The organism is Bradyrhizobium sp. USDA 223 (genome assembly GCF_044909005.1).
GTDB classification, from domain to species: Bacteria; Pseudomonadota; Alphaproteobacteria; order Rhizobiales; family Xanthobacteraceae; genus Bradyrhizobium; species Bradyrhizobium yuanmingense.
The window spans coordinates 4,288,943-4,301,631 of sequence record NZ_JBIYDR010000001.1; the positions used below are offsets into that span (position 1 = coordinate 4,288,943).

Annotated in this window: 15 protein-coding genes and 1 pseudogene; 5 read left to right on the forward strand and 11 right to left on the reverse strand. The window is 62.8% G+C overall.

Annotated features, from left to right (window positions below; genetic code table 11):
• Nucleotides 1-2: 2 nt before the first annotated feature.
• Together ABIA40_RS19840 and ABIA40_RS19845 are read right to left on the reverse strand one after the other, a co-directional pair.
• Nucleotides 3-542, reverse strand: coding sequence for a TRAP transporter small permease (locus tag ABIA40_RS19840; RefSeq protein ID WP_404542945.1), 540 nt, complete (start codon nt 540-542; stop codon nt 3-5).
• Nucleotides 543-552: 10 nt separating this feature from the next.
• A complete protein-coding gene (locus ABIA40_RS19845) occupies nt 553-1,566 on the reverse strand; it encodes a TRAP transporter substrate-binding protein (protein ID WP_404542946.1) in 1,014 nt (337 codons plus the stop codon).
• A 176-nt stretch (nt 1,567-1,742) separates the two neighbouring features.
• On the opposite strand from ABIA40_RS19845, the gene ABIA40_RS19850 reads away from it, so the two are divergent.
• From ABIA40_RS19850 to ABIA40_RS19860, 3 genes are all read left to right on the forward strand, one after another.
• Nucleotides 1,743-2,411 (forward strand): GntR family transcriptional regulator, encoded by a 669-nt coding sequence (locus ABIA40_RS19850; RefSeq protein ID WP_404542948.1) that lies wholly within the window; start codon nt 1,743-1,745, stop codon nt 2,409-2,411.
• Nucleotides 2,412-2,422: 11 nt separating this feature from the next.
• Nucleotides 2,423-3,331 carry an SMP-30/gluconolactonase/LRE family protein gene (locus ABIA40_RS19855; protein ID WP_404542950.1) on the forward strand — a complete coding sequence of 303 codons (909 nt, stop codon included), beginning with the start codon at nt 2,423-2,425 and terminating at the stop codon, nt 3,329-3,331.
• Nucleotides 3,332-3,709: 378 nt separating this feature from the next.
• Nucleotides 3,710-4,144 carry a hypothetical protein gene (locus tag ABIA40_RS19860; protein WP_404542952.1) on the forward strand — a complete coding sequence of 145 codons (435 nt, stop codon included), beginning with the start codon at nt 3,710-3,712 and terminating at the stop codon, nt 4,142-4,144.
• Between the two features lie 482 nt (nt 4,145-4,626).
• Here ABIA40_RS19860 and ABIA40_RS19865 read toward each other — a convergent pair whose 3' ends face one another.
• The 3 genes from ABIA40_RS19865 to ABIA40_RS19875 all read right to left on the reverse strand — a co-directional run bounded on the left by ABIA40_RS19865 (nt 4,627) and on the right by ABIA40_RS19875 (nt 6,242).
• Nucleotides 4,627-5,064, reverse strand: coding sequence for a hypothetical protein (locus tag ABIA40_RS19865; RefSeq protein ID WP_404542954.1), 438 nt, complete (start codon nt 5,062-5,064; stop codon nt 4,627-4,629).
• A complete protein-coding gene (locus ABIA40_RS19870; RefSeq protein ID WP_404542956.1) occupies nt 5,051-5,755 on the reverse strand; it encodes a hypothetical protein in 705 nt (234 codons plus the stop codon). The genes ABIA40_RS19865 and ABIA40_RS19870 overlap by 14 nt, the downstream gene beginning before the upstream one ends.
• 97 nt (nt 5,756-5,852) lie before the next feature.
• Nucleotides 5,853-6,242, reverse strand: a complete 390-nt coding sequence (locus ABIA40_RS19875) for a hypothetical protein (protein WP_404542958.1) — start codon at nt 6,240-6,242, stop codon at nt 5,853-5,855.
• Between the two features lie 19 nt (nt 6,243-6,261).
• On the opposite strand from ABIA40_RS19875, the gene ABIA40_RS19880 reads away from it, so the two are divergent.
• A complete protein-coding gene (locus ABIA40_RS19880; RefSeq protein ID WP_404542959.1) occupies nt 6,262-6,834 on the forward strand; it encodes an ABC transporter ATP-binding protein in 573 nt (190 codons plus the stop codon).
• A pseudogene (locus ABIA40_RS19885) lies at nt 6,827-7,650 on the forward strand (ABC transporter permease). Before ABIA40_RS19880 ends, ABIA40_RS19885 begins: the two are co-directional and overlap by 8 nt.
• Nucleotides 7,651-7,778: 128 nt before the next feature.
• On the opposite strand, the gene ABIA40_RS19890 reads toward ABIA40_RS19885, so the two are convergent.
• The 6 genes from ABIA40_RS19890 to ABIA40_RS19915 all read right to left on the reverse strand — a co-directional run bounded on the left by ABIA40_RS19890 (nt 7,779) and on the right by ABIA40_RS19915 (nt 12,593).
• On the reverse strand, nt 7,779-8,126 hold the full coding sequence (locus ABIA40_RS19890) for a DUF3088 domain-containing protein (RefSeq protein WP_404542961.1): 348 nt from the start codon (nt 8,124-8,126) through the stop codon (nt 7,779-7,781).
• A gap of 27 nt (nt 8,127-8,153) precedes the next feature.
• Nucleotides 8,154-8,474 (reverse strand): ferredoxin family protein, encoded by a 321-nt coding sequence (locus ABIA40_RS19895; RefSeq protein WP_404542963.1) that lies wholly within the window; start codon nt 8,472-8,474, stop codon nt 8,154-8,156.
• Complete coding sequence (locus tag ABIA40_RS19900; RefSeq protein WP_404542965.1) at nt 8,471-10,099, reverse strand: FAD-dependent oxidoreductase; 1,629 nt, start codon at nt 10,097-10,099, stop codon at nt 8,471-8,473. Before ABIA40_RS19900 ends, ABIA40_RS19895 begins: the two co-directional genes overlap by 4 nt.
• 61 nt (nt 10,100-10,160) lie before the next feature.
• Complete coding sequence (locus ABIA40_RS19905; RefSeq protein ID WP_404542966.1) at nt 10,161-10,412, reverse strand: hypothetical protein; 252 nt, start codon at nt 10,410-10,412, stop codon at nt 10,161-10,163.
• Nucleotides 10,413-10,439: 27 nt separating this feature from the next.
• Nucleotides 10,440-11,237, reverse strand: coding sequence for a MetQ/NlpA family ABC transporter substrate-binding protein (locus ABIA40_RS19910; protein WP_404542967.1), 798 nt, complete (start codon nt 11,235-11,237; stop codon nt 10,440-10,442).
• A 36-nt stretch (nt 11,238-11,273) separates the two neighbouring features.
• Nucleotides 11,274-12,593 (reverse strand): O-acetylhomoserine aminocarboxypropyltransferase/cysteine synthase family protein, encoded by a 1,320-nt coding sequence (locus ABIA40_RS19915; RefSeq protein ID WP_404542969.1) that lies wholly within the window; start codon nt 12,591-12,593, stop codon nt 11,274-11,276.
• Nucleotides 12,594-12,689 lie beyond the last annotated feature (96 nt).

Sequence of the window (12,689 nt, forward strand, 5' to 3'; positions counted from 1 at the left end):
TGCTATCGGCAGGCTGCCATGGCGCTCAGGTGTGCTCGTCGCTTTCCTTGACCGCGATCAGGTTCTTCGCCGCTCGCCGCGCCGGTCATCACGCGAAAGAGATCGTAGGCGAGGATGATGGCTGCCGAGACGCCGAAGACGAGGCCGGACGAATAGAAGAACAGACCGACCGAAATCCCCGACGCCGGCGCCGCATCGCCGAAGGTCAGGGCGGCCTGCTTCCAGCTCCCGAGCGTCAGCAGCCAGTCGGCATAGAGCATCAATGCATAGCTGGCGACGAAACAGGCGAACCTGCCGCGGGGCGGGAGCGCGCGTACCAGCGAATCGACGCCGAGATGAGCGTGCCGGCGCAAGGCAACGATCGCCCCGAGGAAAGTCAGCCAGACCAGCAGCCAGCGCGACAGCTCCTCGGACACCGCGATGCCGGAGTTGAAGGCATAGCGGAGCACGACGTTGCTGAACACCAGCACGACCATGGTTGCGAGGCAGAGGGCTATCGCGGCCTTCAGCGCCTCGCAATAGACATCGAGGATCTTCGCCATCCGAAACCTACTACTTGACCGTGCTGCGGATGCGCGCGAGCTCGGCGTTGAAGAGCTTGACCTTCTCGGGGTCGTATTCGCCTGAGAACTTTTCGATGACCGGTTTCACGGCCTCCTGCATCCGGGCGTATTCCGCAGGCGCAATGTCGTTGAACTGCATGCCCTTGGCCTTCAGTTCGGCGAGCGCCTGATCGGCGGCGCGCTTGGTCTGGTCGCGCTGGTATTGAAGCGTTTCCGCGTAGGTATCGCGGAACATCTTCTGCTCTTCGGGCGAAAGCTTGTCCCAGAACTTCTTGCTGACGATGATGATGTTTTGGGTGAAGGTGTGATTTGTCGCCGAGACGTATTTCTGCACTTCGTAGAACTTGTTCGACAGGATGACGCTGTAGGGGTTTTCCTGGCCGTCAACCGTCTTGTTCTCGAGCGCGGTATAGAGTTCGCCGAACGCCATCGGCACCGGGTTGGCCTTGAACGCCTTGAAAGTCTCCAGATAGACCGGGTTCGGAATCACGCGCAGCTTCAACCCGGCGAGATTCTCGAGCTTGGCCACCGGGCCCCTGCTGTTGGTGACGTGGCGGAAGCCCAGGCCCCAATAGCCGAGCGGAATGAGATCCTTCTCGGGCAGGAGGTCCATCATCGTCTTGCCGAACGCACCATCGGCAAGCGCCGTCGCCTGGCCGAAGGTGGCGACGATGAAGGGGAAATCGAACAGGCCAAGGTCCTTGACCACGCCCGCGAGCGACGTCGTCGAGGCCGAGAACACCTCTTGGGTGCCGCCGCGAACCGCCGCCTGCTGCTGCATTTCATTTCCGAGCTGGGACGCGGGAAACTCGCGGACCTTCAGCTTGCCGCCGCTCTTGGCGGCGAGCACCTCGGCGAATTTCTGCACGCCGAGACTGACCGGGTGATCCGTATTGTTGAGGTGCCCCCAGCGGATCGTCCGCTCCTGCACCTGAGCCACGGCGGGCAAGGCCGTGAGCAAAGCGCTCACCGCGACCGCCAAGCCAAGCATCGTCCTCCGCATGCCAACCCTCCCGATAATGATGCCACGGTCTGGCGCCGCGGCTTTGACCGTCGAAAAGAAGCATATGAGATTTCAAGAGTCAAAATAGGAAATAGATTTTCTCATTCGATCTTTGTATCATATGAACCGGAAATCGAGGGGCTGTTCGCGCGGCTCCGTTTGGTGGGGTTGACGCGATGTCTTTGATCGAAAAAGAAGAATCAGCCATCGGGGAGGACGGCTATCGCCGGATCCGAACGGACATCATTTTCGGCCGACTGGGGCCGAGCCATAAGCTCAGGCTCGAGGCGCTGCGCGAAACCTACGGCGTGAGCGTCAGCACGTTGCGCGAAATTCTGAACCGCTTGGCTGCCGAGGGCTTCGTCGCGGCGGAGGGCAAGCGGGGTTTCGAGGTTGCCGCGGTCTCCGCCAATAATCTGCGCGAGCTTGCCGGCCTGCGGCTGCTGCTTGAGTCGCACGCCATGGCGATCTCCTTCGCCAACGCCGACGTCGAATGGGAGGGACGCATCGTCTCGGCGCATCACAAGCTCGCCTCGACGGAGCGGCTGATGGATTCCGGAATCGGGGAGCCGGAGCAGTGGAAGCGCTATGACGGCGAATTCCACCAGGCTCTGATCTCGAATTGCGGATCGAGTCTGCTCATGGAGACGCACAGCCTCGTCTTCGACAAGTATTTCCGTTACCAGATGGTGGCCTTCCACTATCGCGGTGCGGAACCGGCCGCGCAGCATAAGGCGCTGCTCGAGTGCGCGCTGAAGCGCGACGCCGAAACGGCGAACAAAGTGCTTTCCTCGCATGTCAACAATTGCGTCGCGCATGCGCTCGCGAACAGCTCGCTGCGCTGAAGGAGCGCATCGTGGCCACGGCGACGAACATTTCTGCCCACAAGGTGGAAACCGCAGTGCCTGCCGCAGACATCTTGGGCGAGACGCCGCTGTGGTGCGGCCGGTCGGCCAAGCTTTGGTGGATCGACATCGACCGGCAGCTTCATCAATCGTTCGATCCGTCGACGGGGGCTCATAGGTCGTCTCGTTACGACTGCCGGTTTCTCGGCAGCCAGGCGCTAACTTCGGATGGCTCACACGTCTTTGCGCAGGACCTGGGCTTGAGACGCCGCGATCCGGCAAGCGGTCAATTAAGCCACTTCTGTGAAGTTGAAACCCACAAGGACAACCGGCTCAACGACGGCCGCGTCGATGCACGCGGCCGTCTGTGGATCGGGACGATGGACAACCAGCTGCATCGCCCCAACGGCTCGCTCTATCGGATTGACGGAGACGGTACGGTGACGTGCATGTTTGGAGATGTCATCGTAACCAACGGTATCGCGTTTTCGCCGGACAATCGTACCCTGTATTTCACCGACACTCGCCGCTATTGCACCTGGTGTTTCGATTTCGATCTCGAAGATGGCGTGATCGGCAACAGGCGGCTTTTCGCAGACTACACCGCGTCCAAACAACGCCCTGACGGCGCCTGTGTCGATGTTCATGGCGGGCTCTGGACGGCGTTCTTCTCGGGAGGCCGCATCGTGCGCTATCGTCCAGATGGCCAGATCGACACCGTCGTTTCCTTGCCGGTGACGAATCCGACATGCGTATGCTTCGGTGGAAGCGACCTGAAGACCTTGTTCGTCACGAGCGCGCGAAAGTTTCTCAACGCTGGCCAACTGAGTGCGGAGCCTCACGCCGGCAATCTCTTCGCCATTCACGGCATCGCGCAGGGCCTACCCGAGCACCGGTTCGCGGCCAATTCACTGGTCTAAAATCCTATCGATCCGAGCTCTTCAAGCTTTGCAGCTTGCCGACAACCAGTCAGGATGCCGGCGCAACCAACAACGACGCATCCAGAAGTCGTCGAAAAACGAGGCAAGTCCGTCGACCGTTGCATCCAGGATCTTGTCCGGATTTCCACTTCGCGCCGCTGCCGGATCTCCATAATAGCCTTGACCGCCAGGATTGTAGAGCGACGACCAGATGAGCCCCGCGTTTCGGATTTCGGCCAGATCGCCGCCTCCTGAGAAGGAAGGCTCAAGGCGTGGCACACCTCCGACGGGCGGGGCAAGGACTTCGTCGCGGGGCTGGAGATCGCGCGGCAGGCGTTATCTCATCTCATCGACCGTCTCGATCTGCCGCTCGGCGTCATGGCGGACGATCTGCGGACCTCGCCGTGGATCTCCACGAAATGTCCCAATCACTACGACATCCTGTCCTGCGCGGACGGGCATGGGTACGTTCTGAGCAAGAAGACCAGTGAGAGCGCCTACTTCGAAGACCATGCGCAGCTTGCGGCCTTTCTCGCGGATCACGCCCGGGTCGTTTTTCGGAAGGGACATCCGGACGGCGGATACGGCAGGACCGAGGTCAACATCTGGGAAGCATCCGGCATGTTCGACAAGCAGCGGGAGCGCCGGATCGCGAAGGCGCAGCGGTCGGCGCTGTCTAAGCTCTTTCCGTCCGACGCGCGCCATCCGCCGGCATTCGTCAGGCCTGGAGAGTTCGCCCGTGGCGGTCGCACGCGCGACCTTTTCGACCTCTTGCCCGACCGCCCACGGCCGGGGCGCGGCCCGCTCATCTGACGACGCGATCTGATCGCGTTGTTAAGGCTGCCGGTTCGACGGCATTGCAACTCCCAACCTGCCGTGGCAAGCTAGTGCTACCCTTGGGGCTACACTCGGGGGCTACACCAACAGTCCTTGGTGTGCAGAAAAGCCTGATTTTGCGGGGCTTTCTCTAAGCCGTTTATTATGGCGGAGAGGGAGGGACTCTCTTCCCAACACCGCCATACGCGCGAAAACCGCCGAAAAACAAGGATTCTTGAAAAGCCCGGTCGGATTCTGTGACCACCGCTGTGTACCACCCTTTGAGCGATACGGACCGTCAATCTCACCCGATTTCGAGGCGTTTTGAGGTTCGACCGACCGAGATCGATGCGACGGTCGCACCGCCGTGGAAAAGCACTCCTGCACGGCAGAGGTCTCATCTCGACGCGATCGCGGCGGAAGTCCGCAATACCGGGGGCACCTGCCGACTTTATTTAGGGAGCGTCCTGGCAAAGCCGTCAGGGACCTGCGCTCCGACTTGCGATAGCGCACTTGGGCTGCTGCAGATCCTTGAACCACTCGCGCAAGAGGCTCGTCGACCTGAGGAATCCGGCACAGATCGGCAGGAGCGTCAGCAAGGGAATGCCTTCGATCCGCATCAGATGCGTCCTGAAGCTGGCATCGGTGACTTTCCCGTCTTTCAGGCTGGTGCCGAAACGTTCGTTTCTGACAGCCCCTTCGTAGACGTTGAGCGCCAGATCGAGATGCGAAAGCTTCACGTCGCGTATCGCGGTCTTGTTAGGCGCGCGCGTGTCCAGATGGATGCACCGGCCGACCATCAAACCGTCGGGGGCATCGGGAGCCGGCAACTCCTCGATCATCATGCTCACGATGTCGCCGCGTCTCTGCGCTCGGATTTCCAGCCTGCGTAGTCTCTCGACCTCATAGTCGATCAACGGCGCTGGATTCTTCGGGGTCCAAGGCATCCTTTTGCAGCACGTATTCGCCGTATTCTCGCTGGCCGGGATACATGTCAAACTTCATCAAAGCGTCGAAACGACCGGGCGCAATCACCGCTTCCGTCAGCATCATCGGCGGCTTCTGGTTGTAGAAGCGATCAGGAGCGAGCCGCACGAAGAACGGTGACGTCGGATTGTTCCGTCTCAGCCACTCGACGAGCGCCGGATCGAGTTCGTCGGCGATTTTCCCGAAGCCCTTCGGGACCGCCACGACCTCGCTTCCAAGCTCCTGAGTGAGGGCGGCGAAGTCGATCAATTCGCCGTCGCGTACGCTGCTCCAGAGCGCCGGCGAACCGCTAAATAGGGGATCGGTGCGCCTGTACGGCGCGCACGCCGTACGCATTCTCAGCTTCAGGATGGCGCTGGCTACTTCGGCCGCGAACGCGTAACCGCCGAGTTGGACATCAGCCGGCAAGCCGACGGGAAAGAATCCGAGCTGCAGTTGCCACTTCAGCGTGTCCCGGTCGTCGACCGCCAACATCGTGCGGCGGAAATCGACGCATTCGACGACGGTCTGGTCTCCGTTCGCGTAGCGATCGCCGAGAACTTTCGCCGCGTAATCCGTCAGATCCACGTATTTGCCGGCGCTCCGGGCGACGCGCTCGATATATTGGTCAAGGTCGATCATGGTCGAGATGTGGGGTGGTCGGCGACTCTGATCAACACATCGCGCAGAAGCCCCGCCAACGGCGGGGCTCCCTTCCGGCTACGGACGTCGACCGGCACTACGCGGCCAAAGCTGGTTGCGGGCGCGCGATCGTCCCGTCGATCCATAATACGACCTTTCCGGACGCGATTAGCGGTGCCATCATGATTGCAAGTCGACGCGCCGCGAACGTGCTTCCGACCGTGAAGCGATGGCGGTAACCATTCGCCACGGCCCGGTCCGTCAGCCCCTTCGATCCGCGAAAGCCGGCGACTTCCTGGATCTCGAACTGCACGGCCCACCGGACGGTGTCTACTCTCTCTCGTTCTTCCTTGAGAGCCGCTAGATCCTTCTTGAGGTCGACGAGGATGCCCGATCGTCTCCCGGGCCGAAAGATGGCCTCGGCGTCCGCTCGTGCAGAACCGAGACGGCCGCTCAGATCTGCAAGCCCGGCGGTGGCGGAGAACAAGAGATGTCCCAGATCGCCCTTGCTGGCCAGGATGCTTTCTCAGCCGGCCTCGAGCGTGTCGTCATCGAGGCAGAACATCGTCTGGTACTGCGATCGAGGCCACCGAGTTCGGCCAGCAGCAGGCTGTCTGGAACGGGGAAAATCGCTGCCGCGGCGAGATGCAGAGGGCATTGCGCGGCGCTGGCTCGAGCGCGTCGGGCTGAAGAATTTCGTCGACGCTTTCCCTCACACCTTGTCCGGCGGCATGAAGCAGCGCGTCGCGATCGCGCGAGCCTTTGCGCTGGAGCCGGCACTGCTGCTGATGGACGAACCCTTCGCCGCACTTGATGCCCTGACGCGGCGGCAGATGCAGGACGAACTGCTCAAGCTGTGTGAGGAAACCGGCAACACCGCCCTGTTCGTAACCCATGGCATCGACGAGGCGATCCGCGTCGGAACCCGCATCCTGGCCCTGACGCCACATCCGGGACGGCTGGCCGCCACCTTCGAGGTCCCGCCGGAAGTCCGCGTGCGCGGCAGCTCGGGCTTTGGCGAGCTGGAGCGGCGGATCCAGGAGAGCGTGTTTTCCGCACCGGGAATCGACCATGTCTGACATCGCGGCCCCCAAACTCGTTCATGCGCCGGCGCGACGGCGTGCGCTTGCAGGCACGTCCTGGCGACGCTTCATCATCCTCGCCGGCTTTGCGCTCGCCTGGGAGCTCTATGCACGCTGGCTCGACAACGCGCTTCTGCTGCCGACCCTGGTCGCGACGTTGTCGGCGCTATGGTCGGCGGTCCGGTCGGGCGAGCTGCCGAACCGCGCGTTGACCTCGTTGCGGGTTCTCATCACCGGTTACGCACTTGGCGTTGCCATCGCGGCCGTGCTGACAACCCTCGCCGCCCTGTCGCGCTGGGGCAATGAGGCCCTTGGCCTGTTGACGTCGATGTTCAATCCGCTTCCCGCCATCGCGCTGCTTCCCATTGCACTACTTTGGTTCGGAGTGGGAACGCCGAGCCTCATCTTCGTCATCGTGCACTCGTTCTATGGCCAGTAGCGCTTGCGTGTTACGGCGGCTTCCTCGCGGTGCCGCCGACGCTGCGAATGGCCGGCCGCAACCTTGGCCTATCGGGCGGCCGGTTCGTCGCGGAAATCCTGGTGCCCGCGGCCTTCCCGCAGATCCTGTCGGGCTTGCGGATCGGCTGGGCGTTCGCCTGGCGCACGCTGATCGCGGCAGAGCTGGTGTTCGGCGTCAGCGCGCGGTCCGGCGGGATCGGCTGGTTCATCTACACCAGCCGCGCACAGCTGGAGACGGCGAGCGTCTTTGCGGGACTGCTCACGGTGATCCTGATCGGTCTTCTTGTGGAGGGCGTGATCTTCCGGAGCCTGACGCGGATCACGGTGCAGCGCTGGGGGCAGGTGCAAACCTAGGGAGAATGCCGATGATCCCGATCGGCCCTAAAGCACGATGAGACTAGGATGACTCGTCATCGCGCTTTAGGTTGTTGTTTGAGCATGATCTTTTCGGAAAAGCGCTTCACACTTTTCGGGATCATGCTCTAATGGTGAACATGCGGGAATGCGTAGCGATCGGCCAGATAGCGGAGTATTCGCTCCGAGGAATCGATGAAGCGCCGGCCATTGGCAACGCCTGCGTCCTCAGGCACCGGCCGGCTCTCATCGAAGACCAGAACCGGAAGCGATTGATGCTCCTCGCCCAGGATTTCGATGAGGGCCGTTCGCGGACGCGCGAACGGCAGGCGGTGCACCTGGATCTGCGTTGCCAATCCGGGAAACGACGCCAGCACTCCTTCGATCGCGTTGCAGTGCGGGCAGACGAAGAAGCGGCCGGGCCGCTCGGGATCTTCAAATCCCGGCTTCAACAGAAAGAGGCGATCTCCGCTCATGGCAGGCCTCCAGAGACGACATGAAACTCAATGGCCGAACAGCCGATAGCTCCGATCAGCCGTCCGCAGGTGGCGGCTCTCCTCGACCCAGCCCACCGCTCGCCGATAACTGCCCAGCAGGGTCGCCTCCTTCAAGGCCGCCACGTCGACCGCTTGCGGCGCGTCGGCGAACGGCGAGACGAACAGAGCATCCTCGGGACAATAGAGCTCGCACAGGAAGCAGGTCTGGCAGTCGCTCTGGCGCGCGATCCTGGGAATGCCGTCGGTCTTGTCGAAGACATTGGTCGGGCACACGCTCACGCAAATGTCGCAGGCCGTGCACCGTTCGGCATCGATGACCTCGATCATTCAGCGGCCTCCGAATACTGCGCAGACACCAGCGGACGCGGCGACGTCCAGACGTCGTCGAGCCCGCCGGCGGTCACGAAATGGCGGTAGCGGTCGTCTAGCTCGGGGTAGTCGTCACGGCGATGCATGCCCCGGCTTTCCTGACGCGCCAGCGCGCTGCGATACATCCAGCGCGCGGTCGCCAGCATGGCGGCCGCTTCGCGTGCACGCAGCAGCTCCTGCTCGTCCGGCGCATCGGCAGCCGACGCATTCGACCACAACGCATCCAGCCGACCGAGCGACTCGCCCAATCGCCCGGCCTCGCGGAAGTAATTCAGCTCGTAGGGGAACACCTCGTCCTGAACGCTCCGCGCGAGCGCGCCGCCCTGCAACGGCCGACCGTTGCCGGAGCGCAGGCCCGCGGTGCCGCGCCGGAGAACCTGGCGCCCGGTAGTTGTGCCCAATTGTCGCGCAAACTCGGCGGCACCCTGGCCGGCCCAATAGCCCGACGACATCGCCCAGGCGGCGTTGTGGCTGCCCCCGCCGGTGAAACCGCCGCAGATCAATTCGCGGGTCGCGGCATCGCCTGCGGCGTAGAGACCCGGCACGGTCGTCGCGCAACTGTCGTCGATGATCCGCAGGCCTCCCGTGCCGCGAACGGTCCCCTCGAGGCGCAGCGTGACGGGAAAGCGTTGCGTGAAGGGATCGATACCGGTGCGGTCGAACGGGAGAAAGAAGTTCGGCTGTGACACGCGCATGTGCCGTTGGGTCTCGACATCCGCCTGGTCGAGCTGGGCGTATACAGGGCCTCGACGGAGCGCGCGCGCAATCACGGAGCGTCCGCCTTTCGACGACGCGCCGGGAATGACGCTGCCTTGCTCGTCGGTGAAACTCGCCCAGCCATAGAACAAGGTCTTGGTCACCGATCCGAAGGCCGGCGAGATCGCGTAGGCGTTGGAGAACTCCATGCTGGTGAATTCCGCGCCCGCTTCCGCAGCGAGGAGATAGCCATCGCCGGTCAGCACGTTCGAACCGAGCGTCTTACTGAGAAAGGCGCACCCGCCGGTGGCGATCACCACGGCCTTGGCGTTCACCGCCCAGCGATCCCCCTTCTGGCGGCGCAAGCCCGTAGCTCCCGCCACCACGCCGTTGCCGTCGACCAGCAGCTCGAGCGCGGGTGAATGATCGAGGATGGTCACGCCGGCCTGCTTGGTCCGCTTGCGCATCAGCCGCATGTATTCCGGGCCCTGGAGCGAATTGCGCTGCGGCTTGCCCTCGTCATCGACGGGATAAGGATAGCCCCACTCGGCGAGCTGGTTGCTCTGGACGTAGGTCCGGTCCAGCACGCGCACCATCCAGCCGCGGTCCTGGAGGTGGCCACCGAGCTTCTCACGGCTGGCCATCGCGGCCTCGCGGCGCTCCGGAGAGGGGTCGACATACCAGACACCGGTGCCGGCTGCCGCAGTCGCGCCTGACGTGCCGCAGAACCCCTTGTCCGCCAGCACGACACGCGCACCATGCTCGGCGGCGCTGATCGCGGCCCATGTGCCCGCGGGACCGCCACCGAGCACCAGCACATCGGCGTCGAAGACGACGGATCCTGCCGAACTCGACAGCTTCTCGGCACGGTCAGGTGGCTTCGTCATCACTCGTCTCCAACCTCATTTCCGCTCAACCCTTCGGCCGCCACGCGCAATCGCTGCAAAGCTACGCTACGCGGGCAACCAGGACGTCCGCCGTGGCATCCGCGAACTCGGACGACATGTCGTTGAAGAGAGCAAGTTCCTGAACGGTTGCGGCACGCGGGCGATGGTTCGAAAACCCGGAGCCTTGTCGATTCAGGAAGAAGCGCCCCAGAGCCTGCACAAACGCCGGCGATCTCACGATCTCCGAAGCTTGGCTATCGCTGCCGGCCACGAAGGCAAAGCTCATCTGATTCACGTCGACGACATAGATCATGGCGCGGCTTCCCGAAGGGACGATCTCCTAGCTGCTGAACCCCGCGGGAATGAACGCCGGGATTTTCTCCTCGATGAACCGCTTCACCTCCGGCGAATTGAATACCTGGATGAAGGCCTTCAATCGCGGATCGTCCTTCTTATCCGGCCGGGCCGTGAAGCGCAGCACGAGAGCCTCGTCGACGGTCCGGTCGACGATCAGAGCGGACTTCGGATCGCCGCCGGCGGGTATCAGATAGGTGATGTTGACGAGCCCCAGCGTCACGTCGTCAAGCGATCGATAGGTCTGCGCTGGGTCGAGTTCGACGATCTTGAGATTCTTTGGGTTGTCAGTGATGTCGAGCTTGCTGACTGAAAAGCCCTTGCCGGGCGCGAGCTTGATCAGCCCGGCCCGTTCCAGCAGGATCAAACCGCGCGCGCCGTTGAGCGGCTCGTTTGGAATGGCGACGCTATCGCCCGACTTGATCTCGTCGAGCTTCTTGATCTTCTTCGAGAACAGGCCGACTGGCGCAATCACCCCGACCTTGTCGACCTGCACCAGATTGAAGCCGCGCTGCTTGTTCTGAAGCGCAAGATATGTCGCATGCTGAAACAGATTGGCATCGACGTCGCCGCTGTTCACGACCTCGTTCAATGCCACCCAGTCCGACAGTTCGACGATCTTGACATCCTGTCCCTTGTCCTTGGCGAGCTTGGCGGCAAACGACGCCAATTGCGCAACCGGGCCAGCGCTGGTCGCGATCTTCAGCGGTTCGCCTGCGAAGGCAGCCGCTGTGAATGCCAGCCAGAGAGCTGCGGCCTGGGCAGTACGACGAAGGATTTTCATAATTCCAGATTCCCGTTGCAATTTGGATGATGCGCTTCAGGCTGCCTTGCGCGTGCCGGCATCGGCCTGCGCCAGCGCCTGACCGAGATCCGCCAGGATGTCGTCGGGATGCTCGATCCCGACCGACAGGCGGACATAGCCGGGCGTGACACCGGCTGCGAGCTGCTCAGCCGGAGTCAGCTGTTGATGCGTCGTCGATGCCGGGTGAATGGCAAGCGAGCGGGCGTCGCCGATATTGGCGACGTGATAGAACAGTTTGAGCGCATCGATGAAGCGACGGCCGGCTTCGACGCCGCCTTTCAGCTCGAAACCGACCAGCCCTCCGAAGCCGCCCTTAAGATAAACGTCTGCCCTGCGCCGGTTCTCTCCGGTCTGCAGACCTGGGAAGATCACGTTTGACACCGACGCGTGCTTCGCGAGGAAGTTCGCGACCTTGATCGCGTTCTCATTGTGCTGTCGGATCCGCAGCGGCAAGGTCTCGAGACCCTGGATGAACTGGAAGGCGTTCTGCGGCGCGATCGACGCGCCAAGGTCGCGCAACAGTTTGACGCGAGCCCGCAGGATGTAGGCGATCGGACCAAGCGGCTTCGCCGCCTCGGTCCAGATTGCGCCGTGATAGGCCTCGTCAGGCTTGTTCAGCAGCGGGAAGCGCTCCGCATGCGCAGCCCAGTCGAAGTTTCCCCCATCAACGATGGCGCCGCCGATCGCGGTGCCGTGGCCGCCGATATATTTGGTCACGGAATAGACCACCACCGCTGCGCCGTGCTCGAACGGACGCGCGATCAGCGGCGAGGCCGTGTTGTCGAGAATGAGCGGGACGCCGAGGGAGCGACCGATATCGGCGACCTCCTTGATCGGGAACACGTTCAGCTTGGGGTTCGGGAGCGTCTCGCCGAAATAAGCCCGCGTTTTCGCATCCGTCGCGCGAAGGAAGTTTTCGGGGTCCGCCGGATCGACGAACCGCACCTCGATGCCGAACTGCTTCAGGGTCTGCGAGAGCAGCGTCCAGGTTCCGCCGTAGAGGTCCGTCGAGGACACGATGTTGTCGCCGGCTTGCGCGATGTTGAAGATTGCGAAGGCGGAGGCGGTCTGACCCGAGGCGACGGCAAGGGCGGCCGCCCCGCCTTCCAATGCCGCAAGCCGCGTCTCGAACGCCTCCTGCGTCGGATTGCCGATACGGGTATAGATCGGACCCAGTTGCTCCAGCGCGAACAGGCGCGAGGCATGATCGGCGTTCTCGAACTGGAACGACGTGGTCTGGTAGATCGGAACCGCCACCGCGCCGGTGGCGGGATCGGTGCGGTACGAACCACCGTGCAAGGCCAGCGTCTCGAAGTTCCGGGTCTCCAAAGCCATCTGCAATTCCCCTTTCGATTCGAGAGCGCGCGTAATGCGCGGCAAGCCGTGCTTGGCGACGGAAATGATGCGGTTGGATTCTGCCTCTGTCGAGCG

Coding starts and splice junctions, on each gene's coding strand:
- ABIA40_RS19840 (WP_404542945.1), bottom strand. CDS start 542: ATGGCGAAGATCCTCGATGTCTATTGCGAGGCGCTGAAGGCCGCGATA.
- ABIA40_RS19845 (WP_404542946.1), bottom strand. CDS start 1,566: ATGCGGAGGACGATGCTTGGCTTGGCGGTCGCGGTGAGCGCTTTGCTC.
- ABIA40_RS19850 (WP_404542948.1), top strand. CDS start 1,743: ATGTCTTTGATCGAAAAAGAAGAATCAGCCATCGGGGAGGACGGCTAT.
- ABIA40_RS19860 (WP_404542952.1), top strand. CDS start 3,710: ATGGCGGACGATCTGCGGACCTCGCCGTGGATCTCCACGAAATGTCCC.
- ABIA40_RS19870 (WP_404542956.1), bottom strand. CDS start 5,755: ATGATCGACCTTGACCAATATATCGAGCGCGTCGCCCGGAGCGCCGGC.
- ABIA40_RS19890 (WP_404542961.1), bottom strand. CDS start 8,126: ATGAGCGGAGATCGCCTCTTTCTGTTGAAGCCGGGATTTGAAGATCCC.
- ABIA40_RS19895 (WP_404542963.1), bottom strand. CDS start 8,474: ATGATCGAGGTCATCGATGCCGAACGGTGCACGGCCTGCGACATTTGC.
- ABIA40_RS19900 (WP_404542965.1), bottom strand. CDS start 10,099: ATGACGAAGCCACCTGACCGTGCCGAGAAGCTGTCGAGTTCGGCAGGA.
- ABIA40_RS19905 (WP_404542966.1), bottom strand. CDS start 10,412: ATGATCTATGTCGTCGACGTGAATCAGATGAGCTTTGCCTTCGTGGCC.
- ABIA40_RS19910 (WP_404542967.1), bottom strand. CDS start 11,237: ATGAAAATCCTTCGTCGTACTGCCCAGGCCGCAGCTCTCTGGCTGGCA.
- ABIA40_RS19915 (WP_404542969.1), bottom strand. CDS start 12,593: ATGGCTTTGGAGACCCGGAACTTCGAGACGCTGGCCTTGCACGGTGGT.